General features: G+C 44.4%; 21 protein-coding genes. 14 read left to right on the forward strand and 7 right to left on the reverse strand.

Annotated elements, in window-relative coordinates; translation table 11 throughout:
• Positions 1-196: 196 nt before the first annotated feature.
• Entirely contained in the window at positions 197-595 is a 399-nt protein-coding gene (locus QUB04_RS32580) for a hypothetical protein (RefSeq protein WP_445301079.1), read from the reverse strand.
• A 243-nt stretch (positions 596-838) separates the two neighbouring features.
• Positions 839-1081: a hypothetical protein gene (locus QUB04_RS20755; protein WP_333287209.1), complete on the reverse strand. Its 243-nt coding sequence runs from the start codon at positions 1079-1081 to the stop codon at positions 839-841.
• Positions 1082-1099: 18 nt separating this feature from the next.
• Between QUB04_RS20755 and QUB04_RS20760 the strand changes: the two genes are divergently transcribed.
• The 5 genes from QUB04_RS20760 (at position 1100) to QUB04_RS20780 (ending at position 11958) form a co-directional block, all read left to right on the forward strand.
• Complete coding sequence (locus QUB04_RS20760; protein ID WP_333287211.1) at positions 1100-1255, forward strand: hypothetical protein; 156 nt, start codon at positions 1100-1102, stop codon at positions 1253-1255.
• Positions 1256-1312: 57 nt separating this feature from the next.
• Positions 1313-1534: a PAS domain-containing protein gene (locus tag QUB04_RS20765; RefSeq protein ID WP_333287213.1), complete on the forward strand. Its 222-nt coding sequence runs from the start codon at positions 1313-1315 to the stop codon at positions 1532-1534.
• A 724-nt stretch (positions 1535-2258) separates the two neighbouring features.
• Positions 2259-7748 (forward strand): PAS domain S-box protein, encoded by a 5490-nt coding sequence (locus QUB04_RS20770; protein ID WP_333287215.1) that lies wholly within the window; start codon positions 2259-2261, stop codon positions 7746-7748.
• A gap of 126 nt (positions 7749-7874) precedes the next feature.
• On the forward strand, positions 7875-10973 hold the full coding sequence (locus QUB04_RS20775) for a response regulator (protein WP_333287217.1): 3099 nt from the start codon (positions 7875-7877) through the stop codon (positions 10971-10973).
• Positions 10974-10983: 10 nt separating this feature from the next.
• Positions 10984-11958 carry a diguanylate cyclase gene (locus QUB04_RS20780; protein ID WP_333287219.1) on the forward strand — a complete coding sequence of 325 codons (975 nt, stop codon included), beginning with the start codon at positions 10984-10986 and terminating at the stop codon, positions 11956-11958.
• Between the two features lie 339 nt (positions 11959-12297).
• On the opposite strand, the gene crcB is transcribed toward QUB04_RS20780, so the two are convergent.
• Positions 12298-12696: a fluoride efflux transporter CrcB gene (crcB, locus tag QUB04_RS20785; RefSeq protein WP_333287222.1), complete on the reverse strand. Its 399-nt coding sequence runs from the start codon at positions 12694-12696 to the stop codon at positions 12298-12300.
• Positions 12697-12824: 128 nt separating this feature from the next.
• Here crcB and QUB04_RS20790 point away from each other — a divergent pair, with 128 nt between their 5' ends.
• The 5 genes from QUB04_RS20790 (at position 12825) to vapC (ending at position 17225) form a co-directional block, all read left to right on the forward strand.
• On the forward strand, positions 12825-13454 hold the full coding sequence (locus tag QUB04_RS20790; protein WP_333287224.1) for a macro domain-containing protein: 630 nt from the start codon (positions 12825-12827) through the stop codon (positions 13452-13454).
• A 381-nt stretch (positions 13455-13835) separates the two neighbouring features.
• Positions 13836-14441 (forward strand): hypothetical protein, encoded by a 606-nt coding sequence (locus tag QUB04_RS20795; protein WP_333287226.1) that lies wholly within the window; start codon positions 13836-13838, stop codon positions 14439-14441.
• 163 nt (positions 14442-14604) lie between these two features.
• Positions 14605-16392: an aspartate--tRNA ligase gene (gene aspS, locus QUB04_RS20800; RefSeq protein ID WP_333287228.1), complete on the forward strand. Its 1788-nt coding sequence runs from the start codon at positions 14605-14607 to the stop codon at positions 16390-16392.
• A gap of 229 nt (positions 16393-16621) precedes the next feature.
• Positions 16622-16834 carry a type II toxin-antitoxin system VapB family antitoxin gene (locus tag QUB04_RS20805; protein ID WP_333287229.1) on the forward strand — a complete coding sequence of 71 codons (213 nt, stop codon included), beginning with the start codon at positions 16622-16624 and terminating at the stop codon, positions 16832-16834.
• On the forward strand, positions 16821-17225 hold the full coding sequence (vapC, locus tag QUB04_RS20810) for a type II toxin-antitoxin system VapC family toxin (protein ID WP_190741503.1): 405 nt from the start codon (positions 16821-16823) through the stop codon (positions 17223-17225). The genes QUB04_RS20805 and vapC overlap by 14 nt, the downstream gene beginning before the upstream one ends.
• 52 nt (positions 17226-17277) lie before the next feature.
• On the opposite strand, the gene QUB04_RS20815 is transcribed toward vapC, so the two are convergent.
• The 3 genes from QUB04_RS20815 to QUB04_RS20825 form a co-directional block, all read right to left on the reverse strand.
• Positions 17278-17544 (reverse strand): type II toxin-antitoxin system RelE/ParE family toxin, encoded by a 267-nt coding sequence (locus tag QUB04_RS20815; protein WP_333149835.1) that lies wholly within the window; start codon positions 17542-17544, stop codon positions 17278-17280.
• Positions 17541-17750, reverse strand: a complete 210-nt coding sequence (locus QUB04_RS20820) for a hypothetical protein (protein ID WP_333287231.1) — start codon at positions 17748-17750, stop codon at positions 17541-17543. The genes QUB04_RS20815 and QUB04_RS20820 overlap by 4 nt, the downstream gene beginning before the upstream one ends.
• Positions 17751-18097: 347 nt before the next feature.
• Complete coding sequence (locus QUB04_RS20825; protein ID WP_006633397.1) at positions 18098-18331, reverse strand: hypothetical protein; 234 nt, start codon at positions 18329-18331, stop codon at positions 18098-18100.
• 171 nt (positions 18332-18502) lie between these two features.
• On the opposite strand from QUB04_RS20825, the gene QUB04_RS20830 reads away from it, so the two are divergent.
• From QUB04_RS20830 to QUB04_RS20845, 4 genes are all read left to right on the forward strand, one after another.
• Positions 18503-18679 carry a plasmid partition protein ParG gene (locus QUB04_RS20830; RefSeq protein WP_332983430.1) on the forward strand — a complete coding sequence of 59 codons (177 nt, stop codon included), beginning with the start codon at positions 18503-18505 and terminating at the stop codon, positions 18677-18679.
• Positions 18663-18932: a ribbon-helix-helix domain-containing protein gene (locus QUB04_RS20835; protein ID WP_333287234.1), complete on the forward strand. Its 270-nt coding sequence runs from the start codon at positions 18663-18665 to the stop codon at positions 18930-18932. The genes QUB04_RS20830 and QUB04_RS20835 overlap by 17 nt, the downstream gene beginning before the upstream one ends.
• 175 nt (positions 18933-19107) lie before the next feature.
• A complete protein-coding gene (locus QUB04_RS20840) occupies positions 19108-19314 on the forward strand; it encodes a ribbon-helix-helix domain-containing protein (RefSeq protein ID WP_083888202.1) in 207 nt (68 codons plus the stop codon).
• Positions 19315-19431: 117 nt separating this feature from the next.
• Positions 19432-19635 (forward strand): ribbon-helix-helix domain-containing protein, encoded by a 204-nt coding sequence (locus QUB04_RS20845; RefSeq protein ID WP_333287236.1) that lies wholly within the window; start codon positions 19432-19434, stop codon positions 19633-19635.
• An 88-nt stretch (positions 19636-19723) separates the two neighbouring features.
• Here the strand turns inward: QUB04_RS20845 and QUB04_RS20850 are convergent, their stop codons facing one another.
• Positions 19724-21190: a glycosyltransferase family 87 protein gene (locus tag QUB04_RS20850; protein ID WP_333287238.1), complete on the reverse strand. Its 1467-nt coding sequence runs from the start codon at positions 21188-21190 to the stop codon at positions 19724-19726.
• Positions 21191-21432: the final 242 nt, after the last annotated feature.

The raw sequence follows: 21432 nt of genomic DNA on the forward strand, positions 1-21432 counted from the left end.
GCACCTGACCACGAATTTCAAAGGTGGTACCCGCCACGTGATTTATCCGTGGAATCAATCCAAAATCTAAAATCGAAAATCACTTATTGCCCCCGCATTTATCCGTGGGGTCAATTCTTTAATCTAAAATCTAAAATCTAAAATCGATTGACCCCTATTCTTCTGGTGCGCGCCGAGCACCTTGCCCGATTTGGCTTCAAATACATTTATCTCGATCGGCGACACTCATCGGTAGGAAAGGAGAATTGCGCCCCAGCACTTTTTCCAACAAATTCGTCGAACTTTGATTGCGAATAAAATTATTGACTGTTTCTTTCCATTCAGTGTCGCTTGCTGGCAGTATCATGCCGTAAGAAATGCAGGTTAAAGGCTGCTCCGGTATAACAGAATATTGGCTTTGAGTTAAACCCTGTCTCAGCGCCTCTCCTACTAACAGCATTCCGTCGCTAGCGAAGGCATCGATTGTGCCGGATGCCGCATCTTTTACACCCGACTCTCTGCCCGTGATACCTTCATAAATTCGCTGGTTAGCTAGTTGATATCGGCCTGCAATGAATTGTTGGGTAACAGAACCGCTTAGCACGCCAATGGTCACGTCTTGCAGGAATCCCGAAGGGTTGACTCTCAGTCTGTTTTCTGGCTTGACTAACAGATAAGTCCCGCTGTATAAAAAAGGCAGTGAATATGCAATCCCGCTGGGGGGATTTTTTAGGATTGTATTAGGCCCGCATTCTAGGTGAGCGCGCTTGCTGGTTACGCTGCGGAAGCGCCCTTTTTCGGCTGATTCGTTGAGATTTGTTTCTAGTTTTTCTAAGCGGATGGAGCGATTTAATTTTTTTTATAAGTCAGCTCGGAAAAGTTCTAAGCCTTCCATGCAAACTCCTTGCCATTTTTCACCTTCCAAGTAGCCGAAGGGAGGGGCATCTTTTCTGATGCCAACTTTTAGAAGGCCGGTTTGCCCAATTTCTTCCAGTGCTGTCTGGGCTGAGGCAACTGTAGGTAAAGCGGCGGAAAATAATATCGAAAATATGGCTGTAAATGCTGCGACTTTGAGGGTTTTATTGGTTAGCGTTGAGTTCATTCGTGCGGGAGCATCTCAATGAAAGCAGCCCTGCTAGAATTTGGAGTTTTGAGGCAGGAGGCAGGAGGCAGGAGGCAGGAGGCAGGAGGCAGAAGGAAAGAGTCAGAAGGAAGGAGCCAGAAGAAGTATTTTTACAAATATGAGATGCTCCCCATTCGTTCGGCATCCGAATAGATATTTTACTGGTTTTTAATATAATACGCAAAACCACCATATTGTCAATATATTTGGGTGTTTGTATTTTGGGCTATTGGGGTGTTTTGGGTAGTGCGATCGGCTAACTTCAACCAGCACCCTCTAAAATTAAGTTTCGGGGGCTACGTAAATCCTTTTTTCGGCCGCGTCACGGGTTATACACACAAAGAAGTTTTGGGCAACAATTGGTTTGACAACTTATTACCTTGCTATAGTCAACAATTAATTAAAACTGTCAATATCACCTCCCAGCAGTGATAGTGAATCCCCTCGCTCCAGCTATGGTTCCTGTTCAAACTGCCAATGTGTAGGGCTGGAATTTAGACTCTCATATCACATCAAGGAACAGGGAACAGGGAACAGGAAAACCCTTTTATGTAGGAATGGGGATCAAAAGCTGCATCTGAATAGTATAGAATTATAACAAACCAGATGGGACATTAGAAGGTGCGTATTGTGGGATCAAAATTCTCTGCGCTCTTGATTTTATTACGGAATGTTTAAAGTTGTATCTTTTCCTTAACCATTTTGTATTCTTTACCAAATCTTTATTTTTGTTCTCTAGGGTCTTGTTGTTGCAGATTCAAGCGAGCTTACAGCACTTTGCCACAAGAGTGAAATACTCTTTAGTTAAAAAAGAGGTCTTTATGACGCACTGCCCCTGCTGCTCGAGTCAAATGCTCCGTCACGTTCGCGAGCATCAAATCTACTGGTTTTGCCGCCACTGTTGGCAAACAATACCTATTTACAATCTGAACAGCTCTAGCTGATCGCCCTCTATAAATTTAGTTAGACATCTAGGGGTTAAGGAAAAAGATTCTTTATCGGTAGAATTTAACAGTTTTATTGAGGGCTGATCAAGTTTAGAGATTGTCCTAGCGTTAACGGGTTTTCACGCTCAAAACTTTGCTGTGTTGTATAATTAAATTGAAATTATCGCCCACAAAATTGAAGGCAGCTCTATTCAGAGAGCGCTTAATTTATGGCTATTACTCGACTCAACCTGATGATAACCTTATGCCAAAGACCGCTTAAAAGATTGCTACCTCTTCTGCTTGGTGTGGTGGCCTCTCTTGCTGTTTTATTTACGTGGCAACAGCTAACCCTCAACGGACAAATTCACATTGAGCAGTTAATTCAGCAGGAAGCCCATGCGATTCAGTTACAACTGAGCGAGGAATTATCAACTCGGATGCTGACACTTCGGCAAATGGCGAATCGCTGGCAAGCCAATGGCGGTACACCAAAGGCTCTTTGGGAAGCCGATGCAGAGGCTTATGTAAAGGATTTCTACGGTTATCAGGCGATCGAATTAGTCGATCCATCATTTAAAGTGCGATGGGTTGTGCCACAGGGGGGGAATGAGGCAGCGCAAAACCTAGATATTAATCGGGAACGGCGTCGCCAAATCACTTTGCAAGTGGCGCGTGATTTGCGTCAACCTATGTTAACTCGCAATATTTCACTCGTTAAAGGAGATCAAGGATTTCTAGCAAGTTGTCCTTTATTTGTAGGGGAGCGGTTTGATGGGTTTATTGTCGGAGTTTTTCATTTTAAAACTCTATTTGACAGTATTTTAAAAGTGCCACCGGGCTACAATGTGGCTATATATGATGGTCCGAATTTGATTTACGGCCAAGAGCGGCTATCTCAATATTCACAGCATAAAACAGTTGTAATAAGAGCCTATAGTGCCGAGTGGCGAATAGAGGTTTCTCCCACTTTGGATTTAGTAGAAAGGGAGAATTTTTATTTACCAAAAGTTGTGTTAATTGGTGGCTTACTTTTAGTTTGGCTGCTGATGTTGGTCGTGTATCTCGCACAAGTTAGTTATTGCAAAGTCGATAAATTCAAAAAAGCCAATCGCCAGTTGCAATGGGAAATTCACCAGCGACAACAGGCAGAAATTGCGATCGCCCGACTAGCTGCGATCGTTGAATCTTCGGAAGATGCCATTATCAGCAAAGATTTAGAGGGTGTAGTTACAAGTTGGAATGTAGGAGCCGAAACAATTTTTGGCTATACAGCGGCCGAAATAGTAGGGCAATCAGGGATAAAACTGATTCCCGCAGACTATCGAGATGAGGAAAACGAAATTATCACCAAAATCCAGCGAGGAGAACGCATCAAACACTACGATACAAAGAGGCTGAGGAAAGATGGAACATTAATCGATGTCTCGATGAGTGTCTCCCCCATTAAAGACCAAGCAGGGAATATAATTGGAGCCTCAAAGATTGGCAGGAATATTGCTGACCGCAAACAAGCAGAAGCAGCACTACGTGAAAGTGAAGAACGCTGGGAACTTTCTGTACGCGGGAATAATGACGGCATTTGGGATTGGAATGTTCAAACCAATGAGGTCTTCTTTTCTAGTCGTTGGAAGAAAATGCTGGGCTATGAAGACCATGAAATCCAAAACATTCTAGACGAATGGGCTAATCTGGTACATCCCGATGATTTGGGATGGGTGATGCAAGTCATTCAAGATCATTTTGCCAAGAAAACTCCTTTTTATATCACAGAACATCGCATTCGCTGCAAAGATGGTTCCTACAAATGGATTTTGGATCGGGGTCAGGCGCTTTGGGATGATGCAGGTAACGTAATTCGGATGACTGGCTCTCACACCGACATTACGGAGCGCAAGCAAGCTGAAGTTGCTTTACAGGTCAGCGAAGCCAGATATCGGCAATTGATCGATAACTTAAATGCGGGTTTTGTGATTCATGCGACAGATACCAGCCTCCAATTCTGTAATGAAACGGCCGCTGAATTACTAGGGTTTTCAATGGAGCAAATGCTGGGAAAACCCGTGAGCGATCCGGCATTGCATTTGGTGCGGGAAGATGGCAGCGAGATGCCCCTAGAGGAATATCCCGTGAATCAGGTTTTATCTACTGGAAGTTCCATCAAGAATCAGGTTTTAGGAATTAAACAAGAAATTGATAGTTGTGTTTGGGTATTAGTTAATGCCTACCCGGAGTTAGACCAAAAAGGTCAAATTAAACAAGTTATAGTTACGTTTATTGATATTAGCCCGCGAAAAAAAATAGAGCAGGACATCCAAAACACTCGCAATTTCTTACAAGCACTGCTGGATAATTTACCGGTGGCGGTTTTTGTTAAGGACGCACAGCCTAAACAATGTGGCGTATTTCAGTTTTGGAATAAAACCAGCGAACGGTTATTTGGCATTTCAGCCGAACAAGCGATCGGCAAAAGTGGCTATGATTTGTTCCCAACAGAACCCGCTATCTTTTTTGACCAAAAGGATAGAGAAATTTTTGAAAAAGGTAAGACTGAGAATATTCTCGAAGAAGTCATTGACAGTCATAGTCTGGGAAAACGTTGGCTGCAGACAATGAAGATTCCCCTTTACGACGAACAGCATCAGCCCCAGTACCTACTGGGTTTTTCACAAGATATCACAGATCGAAAACAAGCAGAAGCAGAGCTTAGAGAAATGAGCGAAGTGATGAAAAATGCGCTGTCCGGCATTTCCAAAATAGACACTCAAGGACGTTACCTCTATGTCAATAAAGCATATTCTGACGTGACAGGCTATCAGCCAGAAGAAATGATCGGGATGTCCTGGGAAAAAACCGTAGATCCCGATGAGTTGGAAAAAGTGGTGCCAGCCTATTGGCTGATGGTGCAAGATGGCCGAGTTGAAGTTGAAACCAGAGGGGTTCGTAAAGACGGTTCGGTTTTTTATAAACAATTGGTGATGATTTCAACTTACGACGAACAGCATCAATTTTTGGGGCATTACTGCTTCATGAAAGATATTAGCGATCGCAAAAAAGCCGAACTTGCACTAGAACAGGAACTCTTGCGGAGTAAAACCTTCTTCAACACTTCCCTGGACGGTGTTGTTGTCATGGATTCCGTCGGAAAAGTTGTCGAAGCTAGTCCCAGTTTTGCTCAAATGCTGGGCTACACCCTAGAAGAAACCCTGAATCTGAGTCTGTTTGATTGGGATGCTGAATGGACGAGGGAAGAACTACAACTTATGCTCCAGAGAGAGGAGGTTATTCCGCTGTTTGAAACGCGACATCGCCGCAAGGATGGTTCTGTATATGACGTGGAAATTAGCTGGAACCGGGTGAAATTAGAAGATGAGATGATGAACTTCTGTATCTGCCGGGATATTAGCGATCGCAAACGCAACGAAGCGGAACGCCAACAAGCAGAACAGGCACTCCGAGAGAGTGAAACTCGCTTCCAAGCCTTCATGAATCACAGCCCTGCCCCTGCCTGGATTACCGATGAAAATGGTGTAATGCTCTATGCCAGCCAGACTTATCTCAATACCTTGGAGTTACCCACTGACGATGTGATTGGAAAATCCCTTTTTGAACTTTACCCCGCCGCCTTCGCCCAACAATATATAGACAATATCCAAACGGTTGTTCAAACCAACGAGCTAATTGAAACGATTGAGATTGCGTCCCGTCGAGATGGAACCCTGGGTGAGTTTCTGGTTTACAAATTTCTCATCCCCGACTTACCTGGGCAAATGCTAGTAGGTGGTGTGGCGATCGATGTGACGCGACAACATCAAGCGGAAACCGCTTTACAACTGAGTGAGGAACGCTTAATGCTGGCACTAGAAGCTTCTGGAGATGGACTATGGGATTGGAAAATTGAAACTGGAAAAATTTACATTAATTCCTATTACCAGGAGATGCTGGGCTACCAGCCCGGTGAGTTGGTGATGGATGTGAACCTCTGGGAGCAGATGATTCACCCTGATGATAAATTCTGGGTTTTTGAGTCTCTGAATAGTCACTTGCAAGATAGCTCAGTTAAGTATGCCTTTGACTATCGTGTGCGTTGCAAGTCAGGTGAGTGGAAGTGGATCGCTAACTACGGGAAAGTCGTTGCCTACGATGCACATGGTAAGCCTTTACGGATGATTGGAACGCACAAAGACATCAGCGATCGCAAACAAAAAGAACTGGCACTGCAGCACGCAATGGAAGTCGCAGAAGAAGCGAACTTGGCAAAAAGTACCTTCCTAGCCAATATGAGCCACGAATTACGCACTCCCCTCAACGTGATTCTAGGATTTGCCCAAGTGATGACCCATGACTCCTGCCTAACTCCCAACCAAAAAGAAGACCTGCAAACAATTCGTCGCAGTGGCGATCACCTCTTGAGTTTGATTAACGATGTGCTGGATCTCTCGAAAATTGAATCGGGACACTGCACAGTTGAACACAGCGGATTAGACTTAATTGCGCTGCTGCATTCCCTCCGAAATATGTTGGCGCAACGAGCAAGTTCTAAAGGACTTGACCTTTGTTTCGAGATTGCGCCAGAAGTTCCCCAATTTATGCTTGTCGATGCTCAAAAACTGCGTCAGGTTTTGCTCAATCTGCTGAGTAATGCTATCAAATTTACCGATCGGGGAAGAATTACTTTGCAAGTCAGCATTGAGGCGAACGGTACAGGGGCATTAACCACAACTCGGCCGATTCTCCAGTTTGTAGTCGCTGACACAGGTGTAGGGATGGCATCGGTCGAACTCGATACCATCTTCGATGCGTTTGTGCAAGCCCAAGCTGGGAAGCGCTCGAGCGGCGGTACTGGGCTAGGTCTCACCATTAGCCGCAAATTGTTGGAACTCATGGGCGGAAAAATTTCTGTCAGCAGCACTCTGGGACAGGGGAGTACCTTCACCTTTACCCTTCCCGTCAGCCCCATCAGTGGAGTAAATGTTACACCCGAAGAGAATAATCGCCTCGTGATTGGGCTGGCTCCCGGTCAACCCGATCGTCGCATTTTGGTGGTTGACGATCAAACAGAAAATCGCTTGCTAATAGTCAGATTACTGACACAATTAGGATTAGAGGTAAAAGAAGCTACCAACGGACAGGAAGCGGTGCAGATTTGGCAAGAATGGCAACCCGACCTAACCTGGATGGACATTCGGATGCCCGTGTTAGATGGATACGAAGCTACCAAGCAAATTCGGGCAATGGAAGACGGACAGAACAGTATCATTATTGCACTTACGGCCCAGGCTTCCCAGAGCGATCGCGCCCTCGCCTTAGCTGCTGGCTGCAACGACTACATCAGCAAGCCCTTCCGGGAACAGACCCTATTTCTTAAGATGGCGGAATACCTAGGTTTAGAGTATGTATATGAGGAAGAGGAAACAGAAATGGGGGAAGGGGGAACAGATTGTTTTCCTTCTTACCTGTGTTCTGTTGCCCCTGGGGTTCCAGATTCCCTCGATCCAACGCTTCTGGCGACATTACCAAAAGAATGGGTGGTTGAGTTGGAAGATGCTGCTTTATGTGGGGATGATGTTGCGATCGTGGAACTGGTAGCTCAACTTTCCTCAGACCTCGCTCAATTGGGTATTTATCTGACGGAACTCGCCCACCAGTATCAATTTGAGAAAATCCTTAATCTAATTCAAGGTAATTTCCCAAGTGGAATTCCTCCAGTGGATTTATAAGCTGTTGTGCAGTTCAACGTTTGATTAGGACTAGGGAATTAGGAACAGCCAACAAGAATTCAAGTGTATTCTTGGTAACTTTTGAAAAAAATCTCGTTAATTTTTATTGATAATTGTTGCTCTAAAATGCCTCATAACACACCCAACATTTCCCCAATTACTCCTTTAAATTTAAAAAGTTTAGAGGAATGCAGTGAAGAATCAGTGTATGCTCCCGGTCATATTCAGCCCCACGGAATCGTTTTATTGCTGCAAGAAAAAAGCCTCAAGATTTTACAAGCTAGCGAAAATGTCGAACAGTTTTTTGGCATTTCGGCCGCAGAATTGCTAGGTCAGCCATTGCCAGGGTTATTTGGTCACGATCAAGTACAAGAAATTGTTAGGTATCTAGCAGCTCAACAACAACTAAACATTCATAATAGCTTCGATCTAAAAATACCTCTCAAAAACGGCCAAATTCAAACATTTAGAAGCACACTGCATCAGCTACCAGATGAGTTGATTCTGGAGCTAGAAGCCCAAGGGTCTATTGAAAAGAATCATTCAATCGATTTCTATCATCGCCTGCAAACAGTTATTCTCAACTTTCGCACTGCGATCGGTCTTTCTGATTTAGCTAAAACCATTGCTAGAGAAGTAAAAGCCATTACCGGGTTCGATCGCGTGATGGTGTATCGCTTTGAAGCCGATGAGCATGGGGTAGTGATTGCCGAAGAGAAAGAAAGCTATCTAGAAAGCTACCTGGGATTGCATTACCCGGCGATCGATATTCCCGTACCCGCCCGCAAATTGTTTTACCGCAACTGGGTGCGCCAAATTCCCAATATCAATTACACCCCGGCCCGCCTAATTCCCACCAACCATCCCCTAACCGATACACCCCAGGATCTAAGTGCTTGTGTGTTAAGGGGAGTATCTCCCTACCACATTGAATATTTGCAGAATATGGGAGTTGCTGGGACACTGACAATTTCCTTAATTGACGATCGGCGCCTGTGGGGATTAATTGCCTGTCACCATTACAGCCCGCGATTGGTAGATTACGAAACTCGCAAAACCTGTGAATTTTTAGGACAATTTGCCTCGATCGAACTGGTGCATCAGCAAGAGCGAGAATTGAACGTTTACCGATCGCAGGCGAAAACTATTCAGGATAAACTTCAGCAGGCATTCCGGCGAGAGTCTAATTTTATCGAACAGGTATTGACGGAAAATGCTTCTCAATTGCTAGATTTAGTTCATGCTCACGGAGCTGCAATTCTGCTCGATGGTCGTCTGACATTGGTGGGTCAAACACCATCTGAAGCTGAGGTTGGCGAACTCGTGCAGTGGTTGCTGAAAGACAACAAAGAACGAGTGTTTGCAACAGCTTCTTTGTCTCAGTTTTATCCCCAAGCGAAGCAATTCAAAGATCGAGCTAGCGGTGTTTTAGCAATCTCAATCTTGCTATGCTATGCCACACAAAAGTCATACCACATCCTTTGGTTCCGACCCGAACAAATTCAAACCATAAACTGGGCAGGTAATCCACAGGATGCTGTGTCGATCGACGAATTTGGAAAAATGCACCTGTGTCCCCGCCAATCCTTTGAACGGTGGCAAGAGACAGTGCGGGAGATGTCTTATCCGTGGCAGATTGCAGAGTTAGAAGCTGCAGCCGAGATGAGACATATCCTCATGCTGGCGGTGTTAGAATTTTCGCAAGCTGCCCTAGAACACGCTGCAGAAAGGGCAACAATAGCCAACCGTGCCAAAAGCCAGTTCCTTGCCAACATGAGCCACGAGCTCAGAACGCCACTCAACGCCATTCTGGGATTTACCCAGCTTATGAACCGCAGCCCCTATATCCCAGAAGAATTTCAAGAGCATTTAGGGATCATTACCCGTAGTGGAGAACATCTGCTGACATTGATCGACGATGTTTTGCAAATGTCTAGGATTGAAGCAGGGCAATTGGTACTGAGTACAAGCTGTTTTAATCTGCCTCGACTGCTGGGTTCTATTAACGAGATGTTCTCCCTCAAAGCAGGTGAGAAAGGGTTACATCTCAGTAGCGAGTGGGATGCTACTGTCCCCCGTTATGTGTGTGGCGATCAAGCAAAACTTCGCCAAATCTTGATTAATCTGCTTGGGAACGCGCTCAAATTTACAACAACAGGAAGCATAGCCCTGCGCGGACGAGCTTTTTCATCAGATGATAGGCCATCCGGTACAAATTGCGATCGCGCCACTAATCCACCCGACGTTAAACCAACTATTACCCTGTGTGTCGAAGTTGAGGATACCGGATCTGGCATTTCCCCCTCAGATTTAGAATCGATTTTTGACGCATTCATCCAAACCAATCGCGGTCGTCACGATCGAGGAACAGGTTTAGGACTGTCTATCAGTCGTGAGTTTGCGCGTCTGATGGGAGGCGATATCACCGTGCGAAGCACCCTGGATCGAGGCTCGACTTTTACCTGCAAAGTCGTTTTGGAACTACCAGAGTCCCTTGATTTAGAGGAACCTGAAACGAGCGATCGGATTATCGGGATCGCACCTGGGCAACCTATCTACCGAATTCTAGTAGCAGAAGACGTTCTAGAAAATCGGCAACTGCTGGTGACGCTGCTGGAGTCAGTTGGGTTTGAGGTGTGTGCGGTGGAAAATGGGGCAGAGGCGATCGATCGTTGGCTAACATGGCATCCTGACCTGATTTTGATGGACATTCAAATGCCTGTCATGGATGGTTATGAAGCCACCAGACAGATTCGAGCACAACAGTCATTAGTCATTAGTCATGGGTCATCACCAGACACGAGAGGGCAAATGTCACAGGACAAAAGACAAATTACACGCATCATTGCCCTCACTGCCTATGCTTTTGAAGACGATCGTATCGCCAGCCTGCAAGTCGGTTGCGATGACTACATTGCCAAGCCGTTTACTGAAGACACACTTTTCGACAAAATAGCTCATCACTTGGGTGTGCGCTACTGCTACGCCGAAAAATTTCGGCCAGACTTATCAGCTTCGCCACCAAAGATATTTACTCCCGACTTGAAAACCATGCCAACCAAGTGGATTGCAGAAGTTCATGAAGCAGCACTCGATCTTAGTGATAATAAGCTTTATCAACTTATCGCTCAAATTCCCAAGGAGAAACAAGATTTCATCGCGGCGATGACATCTCTGGTCGATAACTTTCAGCTTGAAGCGATCGCAACTCTCACCCAGATTTAGGAAGAAGACCATGACAGCTATATTCAAACTTCCGGCCCAAACGAATATTCTCATCGTGGATGATACCCCAGACAATCTGCGCTTGTTAGCCAAAATTCTAGAGTCACAGGGCTATATTGTGCGTAAAGCGCTCAACGGCAGAATGGCACTCCAAGGTGTTCATCGCGATCCACCGAGTCTGATTTTACTTGACATCAATATGCCGGAGATGAATGGGTACGAAGTCTGCCAAAAGTTAAAAGCATCGGAAACGAGTGCTCAGATCCCGGTTATTTTTATCAGTGCGCTCGAAAGAGTAGAAAACAAGGTACAAGCCTTTGAACTGGGTGGTGTAGACTATATTACCAAACCCTTTCAAGAGCAGGAAGTGCTGATGCGAGTAAAAAATCAATTACTCATCCAACAGCAACGCCAACAACTGCTCGAACAAAATCAACGTTTAGAACACGAAATCCAAGAACGTCTGAGGGCAGAAGCAGAAGTAAGGCAGCTATCCGTGACGGATGAATTAACTGGATTATATAACCGACGTGGCTTCTTTTTACTAGCCGATCAACAACTAAAAATTGCTCGACGCACGCAAACATCCTATTTTATTTTGTTCGCTGACTTAGATGGTTTGAAAAAGATTAACGACACTTTAGGACACGAGATGGGAGACAGAGTAATCGTTGACGCAGCTCAAATATTGAAGCAAACCTTTCGTGAGGCGGATATTGTGGCTCGACTGGGAGGAGATGAATTTGCTTTATTTATTCCTAACTTTTCGGGTGATTCATCTACTAATTTCCATTCTCGGCTGCAAGAAAATATAGATCGCTTTAATCAACAGTCCGAGCGAGCTTATATATCAATAAGTCTTGGTGTGGAGTTTGGGGATGTAAACAATGAAGTTTTATTAGAACAATTGCTGGCAAAGGCTGACAAACTCATGTACGAGCATAAACGCACCAAACGCTGTTTAAATCCTCAACCGTTCTTTTGAGAACACCGATATCGGAGCGTCATAAACATTATTTATTAAACGTGACTTCAACCGAGAAAGAGTAAACTGAAAACAAGATAGGGAAACAGCTTGAAGACTTTAGCCCCTCATTCGGAAAACACCATGCAGTATAGCTCATCACACCTAAATCTGACAGGGTAGCAACCCCCTTAAAAGCTCTGCCTGTATTAGGTTAAGGGTGTGTGCGATCAAAAAATGTCGTAGGTATTCTCCACAATCCTGAGCTAAAATCGACTGACTGATGCTGTATGGGTGGATAATTTGCCTACAGTTGCATTATTTTTTTAAACTGGTATTATTTGCACAAACCGATTTTATCTATTTGCCAATTCGTGCTAAAATGATGCCTAACTGAACTGCAATTACTCCTAGTATGGCACTGCCTGCCCAGTAAAAAGCGGCGATGCTGTAAGATCGATCGCGCCACAAGACATTCGTCTCTAAACCGTAAGTTGAAAAAGTAGTATAAGCTCCCAAAAAGCCGGTTGTTACCATTAACCGTACCTCCAGAGGAATAATCAGCACCCGTTCCGATGCTAGGGTGATAAAAAATCCCATCCCCAAGCAACCGGTGATGTTAATCAAAAAAGTTGCGTAGGGAAAAGCGGTGTTAAAACGGCCGGCAAACCACAATGTGATATAATAGCGACTCAAAGCGCCGGCAACGGCACCTAAACTAATGGCGATCGGGTGGCGGAGATGGGGGTATTGCTGCATACAGCTATTAAAGATTTGCTACTTGATATTGAGATGAATTTTAGATTCAGCGCACTTATGTAAAGTATTGTAGGATTAAATTGGCGATCGCTCTAGCTGTTCGCAATTAAAATTAAGAGAGAGTATTTATGCAAATTGTGCTGGCTACCTTAGACGATGGTTTAGTTAGAGCCTGGGAAAGCACTTGCGGCAGTATGGAAAATGTCAAGATACATCACGGTTCAATATTTGATGTGAAATGCGATGCTATTGTTAGTCCGGGGAATAGTTTTGGTTTCATGGACGACGGCTTAGAGTTAGAAATTTCGGAATATTTTGGAGGGCAGGTTCTTGAACGCTTGCAAAAACTAATTCAGGCTCGACATCACGGCGAACTCTTAGTAGGAATGGCAGAAATTGTAGACACCGATCATGCAGAGATTCCCTATTTAATAGCTGCCCCAATTATGCGCGTTCCCACAGTTTTAAGAGAAACAGTAAATGTTTATCTAGCAACCCGCGCTATTTTGACTCTCGTAAAATTTGGCTCAGTCCCAGATGGAACGCCAGTCAAACATATCATTGAAACTATCGCTATTCCCGGCATGGGTACGGGAATGGGCAAAGTGCCGCCAGATATCTGCGCCAATCAAATGAAAGTTGCGCTCGAAGATATCCTCTTATCTCAGTACGAATTTCCTCAATCTTTACTGCACGCTCAAAGGCGTCACCACTTGTTATATACCGACGAGCGCGAAGATTTGCAGTTGGAAAATTGAAACTCTTAAATTTGCCCGTTTTATTGTGTTGAGAAACCAAGTTTATTGGTGTGTGTTTTTTTAGGTATAGAGACTTATCAAAAATTAAAGTGCGCTAAACCGTACCTGCAACTTGGCGGTATCCTACACACGAGAGCAACTTTGGTAGATATAATGTAATAGAACTGAGGTCATTCCAACTAGGTAAGCGCGGATACAAAAGTTGATAAAGCTGGAACAAAAATTGCCTAGTTCTTATTAAATGCCAGAATTCCTTCTGGCGCTACACCTACAAAGTCGGTATAAAAGACCACAATTCCTTCGGGCGCTACACCTACAAAGTCTGCATCCAGAAACTGTGAGATTTTTTGAAAATGTTTACTACAACAGGAGAAGATTGATATGACAGATCCAAAAGTAACCGAGGAACCAGTTTTAGAGGCAACTCTCGAAACGACGGAGCTCGTCAAACAAGAGATGCCCGACGCGACTGATGAGGCGATCGCAGAAACTGCGGCGCTGTTTGAAGCAATTAAAAAACGCGCCACCGCCGAAGTGCAAGCAGCGGGCGAGCTCACCCGCGAAGCTTATTTAAAAGCTGTCAATAAGGCCTCCGGGGCGATCGAAGAAAATAAGGATCTCGCCCACGAGAGATTCACAGAAGCAGTCAAGCTGATTAAAAAAGAAACTGAGAAAAATTGGCTGGTGGTAGATGCGATTAAAACGCGGGCGCAAGCGCAGGTGCAAGATGCCGGCGAAGTCAGTCGCGAAGCTTATTTGAAAGCAGTGCGACAAGCGCGAGAAGCGGTGGAACAAAATAAATTGATCGAACGCGATCGCATTGAACAAGCTGTTGACCACATTCACACGGAAGCTGAAAAGAATTGGCACCTTATTGTGAAGCAAATTGAGTCTATCGGCACTCGCTTGACGGATGCGGCTAAGTCTGCATGGACCGCGCTGACGGTGTTTTTTGACAAGTCTCACAGCGATCGCGGGGATTCGTAGAAGGGCCAGCCGGGGGTTGGGAACTCCCAGCGGGTTGTTAGGGTAGTTAGCTTTGGAATTAATTCCAAAGCTAATGCCGATCGTCCGTGCATTTGCATTCAGCAGAAGTTTCAGGCATACTGCATAATTAAAAAGCTTTATTTTTAGTCCACAACCCCCAATTATGAGAAGTTACTACTGCGGCGAACTGCGAAGCGAACACATCGGAGAGACTGTCACCCTTTACGGCTGGGTGGATCGCCGCCGCGATCATGGCGGGGTGATTTTTCTGGATGTGCGCGATCGATCGGGTATTGTGCAAATTGTCAGCGATCCTGAACGCACCCCCGATTCCTATCACGGGGCTGAGGCTTTACGCAGCGAATACGTGGTTAAAATTACTGGGCGAGTCACCAACCGCCCCGAAGATTCCCTCAACCCGAAATTGCCTACGGGTGAAGTAGAAATTTACGCTGACGAAATTGAGTTGTTGAATGCGGTTCGCAAACAGTTACCGTTTCAGGTGGCGACGGCGGAAAATGAAAGCGTGCGGGAAGATTTGCGCCTGAAATATCGCTATTTGGACTTGCGGCGCGATCGTATGAGTCGCAATTTGCAGCTTCGCCACCAAGTTGTCAAAGCTATGCGTCGCCACCTGGAAGATGTGGGAGGTTTTATTGAAGTTGAAACACCGATTTTAACGCGATCGACTCCTGAAGGTGCGAGAGATTATTTAGTGCCCAGCCGCGTCAATTTGGGCGAATGGTACGCATTGCCGCAGTCGCCGCAGTTGTTCAAACAATTGTTAATGGTTTCGGGTTTGGACAGATATTATCAAATTGCCCGCTGTTTCCGCGATGAAGATTTGCGCGCCGACAGACAGCCGGAATTCACACAATTAGACATGGAAATGAGTTTCATGTCTTTAGAAGAAGTTATCGAATTAAACGAAGGTTTAGTCTCCCAGATTTTCCAAAGTGTCAAAGGCGTAGAATTGCCCCGTCCTTTTCCGCGCTTGACTTACGCTGAAGCAATGGATCGCTATGGTAGCGACAAACCAGACACTCGCTTCGGTATGGAATTAGTCGATGTTTCCGATTTGATGAAAGATTCGGGATTTAAGGTATTTTCCGGGGCGGTTGCTGCGGGCGGAATTGTGAAAGTTTTGCCGATTCCGGGCGGGAATGAGGCGATTTCTAACGTGCGGATTAAACCGGGTGGCGATTTGTTTAAGGAAGCCAGCGAAGCGGGTGCGAAGGGATTGGCTTACATCCGCGTGCGGGATAACGGCGAAATTGATACGATCGGCGCAATTAAGGATAATTTGACGGAAGCACAAAAACAGGAATTGCTCGATCGCACGGGCGCGCAACCAGGTCATTTGTTGTTATTTGCTGCGGCTGACGCGATAACTGTCAATAAGACTTTGGATAGATTGCGTTTGTTTGTCGGTAACGAATTGGGATTGATTGACAAAGACAAGATGAATCTGCTGTGGGTGACTGATTTCCCGATGTTTGAATGGAACGCTGACGAGAAGCGTTTGGAAGCATTGCATCACCCGTTTACTGCGCCGCATCCTGACGATATTAATGATTTGAAAACTGCGAGAGCTCAAGCTTACGATTTGGTGTTAAACGGTACAGAAATCGGCGGCGGTTCTCTGCGGATTTATCAGCGGGAAGTTCAGGAAAAGGTGTTTGAGGCGATCGGCTTATCGACTGAGGAAGCTTACAATAAATTCGGCTTTTTGTTGGATGCGTTTGAGTATGGAACTCCGCCCCACGGAGGCATTGCTTACGGTTTGGATCGGTTGGTGATGCTGTTGGCTGGTGAGGAATCGATTCGCGATGTGATTGCGTTTCCGAAGACGCAGCAGGCGGGTTGTTTGCTGACGAATGCGCCGGCTGGGGTGGATGAGAAGCAGTTGAAGGAGTTGCAAGTGCGATCGACTTATACGCCCAAGTCATAATTGTATAAAACACCTTGACAATTTAACCATTTGTAAATTCCTGACTTCTTTAAGAAGTCGGGAATCTGGGTAGTTCGAGTTTGGTATCGTTGATGCAGAGGAGTTGGAGAGTTTGGTTGAGGTTGGTTTCGGTGAGTTGGGGAAACCAGGATTTGGGGAAGTTGGGTTAGGTTAAGGGTTGGGTGTGGCTATGCCATAATGAATGAGAGAATGAAATCAACCATTAACCATGACAACCACCGTTGAACTTAACGAAGAATTGGTTAAAGAAGCCTTTCGCTTAACCAATTTCAAGACAGAAAAAGAACTGATTGACTTTGCTTTGCAAGAATTAATTCGCACCCGTAAAAAGCGGAATTTACTCGATTTAAGCGGACAAATTCAATTTTCGACTGAGTACGATTACAAAGCTTTGCGGGAAAACCGAAATGTTTCTGATTGATACATCAGTCTGGATCAGCGTTTTCCGCGACAGGACAGGTGTAGTACGCCAATCCCTGGAAGCAATAATCAATGATGAAAGTATTTTTCTGAACAGATTTACTCAGATGGAACTTTTGCAAGGTTGTCGAGATGAACGGGAGTGGACACTATTAGAAACTTATCTCCAAGAACAAGACTACATCGAGTCTACGCCTAATACTTGGGTAGCGGCTGCTCGGATTTATTACGATTTGCAACGACAGGGGTTAACGGTTAGAAGTAGTATCGACTGCTGCATTGCCCAACTGGCGATCGAACACCAACTTATTCTAGTTCATAACGATCGCGATTTTGAAACTATTCAGAGGGTGCGATCGCTCAATTGTTTGCGCTTCCGACCTGACAATTAATGAAGATTAATTTGAGTTTGAGTTGGTGAGGATGGGTTGAAGGCTGAAATGATTACGGAAAGTATCTGTAAATCTCTTTGCGGTGGAGTATCCTGACGAAATAGACTACGGCATCATTAACTTTAATACCGATTCGGTAATCACCCACTCTCAGGCGATAGTAGTCTGCATCACCTTTTAGTTTTTTAACATTGCTGACTTCATTTAATTTTTCGGCGTTCTCAACTTCTTCTATCGCTTCCTGAATTCTTTGGAACAAGTCGGCATCAAGAATCTTGAGTAAATCCTTTTCAAAGCTCTTTTTAAACTCCACATTCATGGTTGTCTCTTCAGGATTTTGAAAATTTGCTCGCGGCTGACTGTTTCAGTATTTTCGCCTTCTTTGATAGCATTTTCCATCCCTATATCTTCTAGGGCTTCTGTTAAAATTTCAGAAAATACTTCTTTTTGTTCTTTTAATAACTCACAAATCGCTGCTTTGAGCAATTCTTTAAGTTTGGTTTCGTCTAGAGTAATTTCCGACATTGCTTTTTTTGTGGTATTTACTTAAGGTTTTCATTATATCACGAAATAAAGCAGATTCATTTTGATGTTGAGGTTAAATTTAATTAAATTTATTCTAGCTAACTTTGGTTTGCGGGTAGTCAGAAACCGGGTTTTTTCGAGAATACTTCGCTACACCTTGTAGAAGCGGCCAAAAACCCGGTTTCTTTGGTTTGCGGGTAGTCAGAAACCGGGTTTTTCACCGAAATACTCCATCCGGGCCTTTAACTGTCGTGAAAAACCCGGTTTCTTTGGTACTTATGGGTAAGCCCTAAATGAGACAGAAAGGCCGATCGCACTTTTTCAATTCATGCGATCGCCCTCAAAGATTACTCTTTCCAGTAACGGGTTAAAATCCGAATTACCTCACCGGCTATCGGCGATGGTAGAGGCGGGCTCCATTCCCCAACTTCTGCAAAACCTAAAACGTGCAACAGATTAACGATACTTTCTACCGCTTTGGGAACGCCACACAACAGCAAACGAATCGGTTGCTTCCCTTGAGGTACATCAGGAATTTCTTCCCGGAGCAGTTCGGGAACTGATTTGGGCTGTGATATCATAGACTTTGAATTACACGAATAGTGGAATTGCGATCGCCCTCAAGTTTTCCAGGCCAGGGGCGATCACTTTTCCGTTTGTACATCCTCAGTCTAGCACAGCTATGGGAATATGGGAATAGGTAACTAAGGGAATTTTAAACTTTTCACACGTTTACGTGTGAAAATAAAGTTATGGCAAATGAAAAAGACACCATCAAACTTGTAATTCCCAAGGCATTGAAGATCAGGTTCAAAGCCTTGTGCGTTCGTGCGGAAAGGGATATGAGCAGCGTCGGAGGTCAACTAATAGAAAACTGGTGTCAAGAGCAAGAGCAAGCCCAGGCGAAACGGGATGAGTCAAACACCTGAAGGGACGACACCAAAGAGGCGTACAAAGAAAGTACGATCGATGTATGAAGTAAATTCCCAGTTGCCTAACTTGCCAGCAAAAAACCTAAAACGAGTAACCAGCTACGTACCTCCAAACGCCTACAACGTCTTGGAAGATTGGGCCAAGCAAGAAGACCGGACAGTCAGCAATCTCGTAAGTCGGATTGTCTCTGAAGCTGTAGATGCTTATTTGGCTAAAAAGACTACAGAAGATGAACCCAGCAGCAATTAACCTTTGATGTCTACGCTGATGAGTCATTCTCAACTGCCAACCTGTCGGGCCGTTGATTTTGTGTTGGAGTGGGGTTTGGTTTTTGGGTGTTTAGATTACTATAGCATAAACTAGATTGTGGTGTGCTACCTTGGCTTAAAATTTTTCTAAAAAATTTGCAGTCAGCTAAAATGACATGGTGAACACGCTACCCCCAAACAATGTGAGTCCTGCAAAATCTCCTAGAGTTGCCTTTTACCCGCCACCCGAAATTAAGGAGAAGTTAGAAAAACTGGCGAGTATTGAGCGTCGTTCGATTTCCCAAATGGCATTACTTTTGGTGGAAGAAGGACTCGAAAGAGCGCAGAAGGAAGGCAAGTTTAATGAATCCAAAGACGATTAAACTACCAACTACCACTGCGGGCGATCGCTCTCAACTGCCTGCGTGTCCTGCCGTGACTTTGTTTTGGACAGTGACGCAGTAAGGTACAATACGGCAGTAAAAGCACAAATAACAGCCTTGCCAGCAAAACTCCCCAGAATAGTTGTATATCTTCCAGAAGAACTTAAAGCAGACCTAGAGCGGTTAGCCAAATCGCATTATCGGCCGGTCTCGAATATGGTGTTGACATTAATTCAAGAAGCAGTAGATGAGGCTAAATCTGAGGGGAGAATTCAAAGCGACGATCGATCGCAGCAACAGAAAATCGACAGCGACGAGTAATATCATTTAAGGTTGTTTCTGGATGATTTAACCGCAGAGGACGCAGAGAGCACAGAGGAAGAGAAGAGAGAAATGTCTACTTCCTGCTTCAGCTCGGTTGGTCAAATTCAGCAACCTGTTTTTGACCAAGAGAGGTAATTGCTAAGACTAAAACACTTAACGTAAGGCCTAAAATCGCATAACTCGGTAGTGAAAAAATAGTTACTTTAAACAAATAAGGCAATTCCCCCCCCTTCCAGTTCCACCGCTTTCCTAGAAACACCAACACCCCGCCATGAATCACAGCGGTTTGCACCATGACACAGCCAACCCCCAATAACCAAACCGACATTCTTTGCCTAGAGAAGGCACAATTTTTAATCTGAAAGCATAAATCATTCAGCAAAAAAACCACCGCCGGTGCTAACATCACAGAACTGGTGGGCTGAGAATAGTTGATAGCAATACTCAAAGTAGAAATTAGCACCATTTCAGATAAATCAACCTTTTTTGACCAAGCATTGCGAGATTGTTTTTTGTAAAAATACCAACTCACTAAACCCACTAGCACCAAAATAATCAAGTCAGAAAATAGCTTCGCCACGAAGGGACTATCGGGGAAAAATCTCGGCCCCATCACCCTTAAATCAAGGCGACTCATAGAAATATAAGCATTATTAGATGGATCGTTGAGCCAGAGTGGAAATCCACGAGTCGCATCCTGTATAAATCCTGTTAAGGAATTGCGCGTTACAGCTAGACCTATAAATGCCAAAAAAGTTACCGTGAGTATTGATATAAAAACTAGCTGAAACCGTCTTTTAATTAAAAAATAAGGAATAAACAATATAACTAAAGTTGGTTTAAAAAGGGCAATTCCTAAAAAAACTCCTGCAATTACATCCTGATTTTTTCTAGCATAAATAAACATCCATAACAGCAGAACCGCAATAAAAGTTGCCACATTGCCAACTTGAAGATCGAAGACAAAACCGTAGAGGAATGCAACTGATATACTACAAATAGTCCTAAAAGCTCGTGAGTGCGACACCAACAAGATATTCGCTCCCCATAAAACAAAACCTGTGGCAATAAGATGCAGCCAAGTCCAGATTGTGAATGCAGTCTTCATCGGGAAATAGCCCAAAAACCACAGCGGAGGAATGATATTAGGTGGATAAACAAAAGATGGAATAAACCCACACACTTTTGTGATGCTACAGAAACCTATGTTAAACACCTCCACATTAAAGGGACTCAAATGCTGATGGGCTAATCTACTCGCTACATAAAACCACTTAAAATCCCAGTAAGGCGGATCGGGCCGATTAGTCAGATTGTAAACCAACCAACCGGTATAACAGAGAAATCGGGTGAGAACTAATACAATAACTGCTTGCAAAATAAAGTTAACAATAGGTTGACGAAAAAACTGAGTCAACCTTTGGATCGAAGGATGTTTTAAAAACAAAGAATCTTGCCATGCTGTTTTTTCGCTATCTAATCGCCAATTAAATTTGAGAAACCCAGCCACTGTAATTATAATTATTACATTCCAGAATCCAAAGCTAATCATAGAAAATAATTTTAATAAATGTACTATTTGATGATATCACAACCAGAAATTATCTCATGTCCGATCGATCAACCATAATATCCCGGTCGGGGCGGGTTTTTGAGATGGTCAATTATTAACAGGTATTGTTGGCTCACGGGCCCCTACAAAAATCGCGGTTGCTCGGTTAGAGAGTCGATGGTAGAGTGTCCCCCACCATCTCTCCTACAAAACCGTGCTTGCGACTTTCACCGCACACGGCT

Source organism: Microcoleus sp. D2_18a_B4 (assembly GCF_036702475.1).
In the GTDB taxonomy this organism is placed as follows: Bacteria; Cyanobacteriota; Cyanobacteriia; order Cyanobacteriales; family Microcoleaceae; genus Microcoleus.

Excerpts from the sequence above, each read along its gene's own strand:
- QUB04_RS20755 (WP_333287209.1), bottom strand. The coding sequence starts at position 1,081 with ATGAACTCAACGCTAACCAATAAAACCCTCAAAGTCGCAGCATTTACA.
- QUB04_RS20760 (WP_333287211.1), top strand. The coding sequence starts at position 1,100 with ATGAAAGCAGCCCTGCTAGAATTTGGAGTTTTGAGGCAGGAGGCAGGA.
- QUB04_RS20770 (WP_333287215.1), top strand. The coding sequence starts at position 2,259 with ATGGCTATTACTCGACTCAACCTGATGATAACCTTATGCCAAAGACCG.
- QUB04_RS20775 (WP_333287217.1), top strand. The coding sequence starts at position 7,875 with ATGCCTCATAACACACCCAACATTTCCCCAATTACTCCTTTAAATTTA.
- QUB04_RS20780 (WP_333287219.1), top strand. The coding sequence starts at position 10,984 with ATGACAGCTATATTCAAACTTCCGGCCCAAACGAATATTCTCATCGTG.
- crcB (WP_333287222.1), bottom strand. The coding sequence starts at position 12,696 with ATGCAGCAATACCCCCATCTCCGCCACCCGATCGCCATTAGTTTAGGT.
- QUB04_RS20790 (WP_333287224.1), top strand. The coding sequence starts at position 12,825 with ATGCAAATTGTGCTGGCTACCTTAGACGATGGTTTAGTTAGAGCCTGG.
- QUB04_RS20795 (WP_333287226.1), top strand. The coding sequence starts at position 13,836 with ATGACAGATCCAAAAGTAACCGAGGAACCAGTTTTAGAGGCAACTCTC.
- aspS (WP_333287228.1), top strand. The coding sequence starts at position 14,605 with ATGAGAAGTTACTACTGCGGCGAACTGCGAAGCGAACACATCGGAGAG.
- QUB04_RS20805 (WP_333287229.1), top strand. The coding sequence starts at position 16,622 with ATGACAACCACCGTTGAACTTAACGAAGAATTGGTTAAAGAAGCCTTT.
- vapC (WP_190741503.1), top strand. The coding sequence starts at position 16,821 with ATGTTTCTGATTGATACATCAGTCTGGATCAGCGTTTTCCGCGACAGG.
- QUB04_RS20815 (WP_333149835.1), bottom strand. The coding sequence starts at position 17,544 with ATGAATGTGGAGTTTAAAAAGAGCTTTGAAAAGGATTTACTCAAGATT.
- QUB04_RS20820 (WP_333287231.1), bottom strand. The coding sequence starts at position 17,750 with ATGTCGGAAATTACTCTAGACGAAACCAAACTTAAAGAATTGCTCAAA.
- QUB04_RS20825 (WP_006633397.1), bottom strand. The coding sequence starts at position 18,331 with ATGATATCACAGCCCAAATCAGTTCCCGAACTGCTCCGGGAAGAAATT.
- QUB04_RS20830 (WP_332983430.1), top strand. The coding sequence starts at position 18,503 with ATGGCAAATGAAAAAGACACCATCAAACTTGTAATTCCCAAGGCATTG.
- QUB04_RS20835 (WP_333287234.1), top strand. The coding sequence starts at position 18,663 with ATGAGTCAAACACCTGAAGGGACGACACCAAAGAGGCGTACAAAGAAA.
- QUB04_RS20840 (WP_083888202.1), top strand. The coding sequence starts at position 19,108 with ATGGTGAACACGCTACCCCCAAACAATGTGAGTCCTGCAAAATCTCCT.
- QUB04_RS20850 (WP_333287238.1), bottom strand. The coding sequence starts at position 21,190 with ATGATTAGCTTTGGATTCTGGAATGTAATAATTATAATTACAGTGGCT.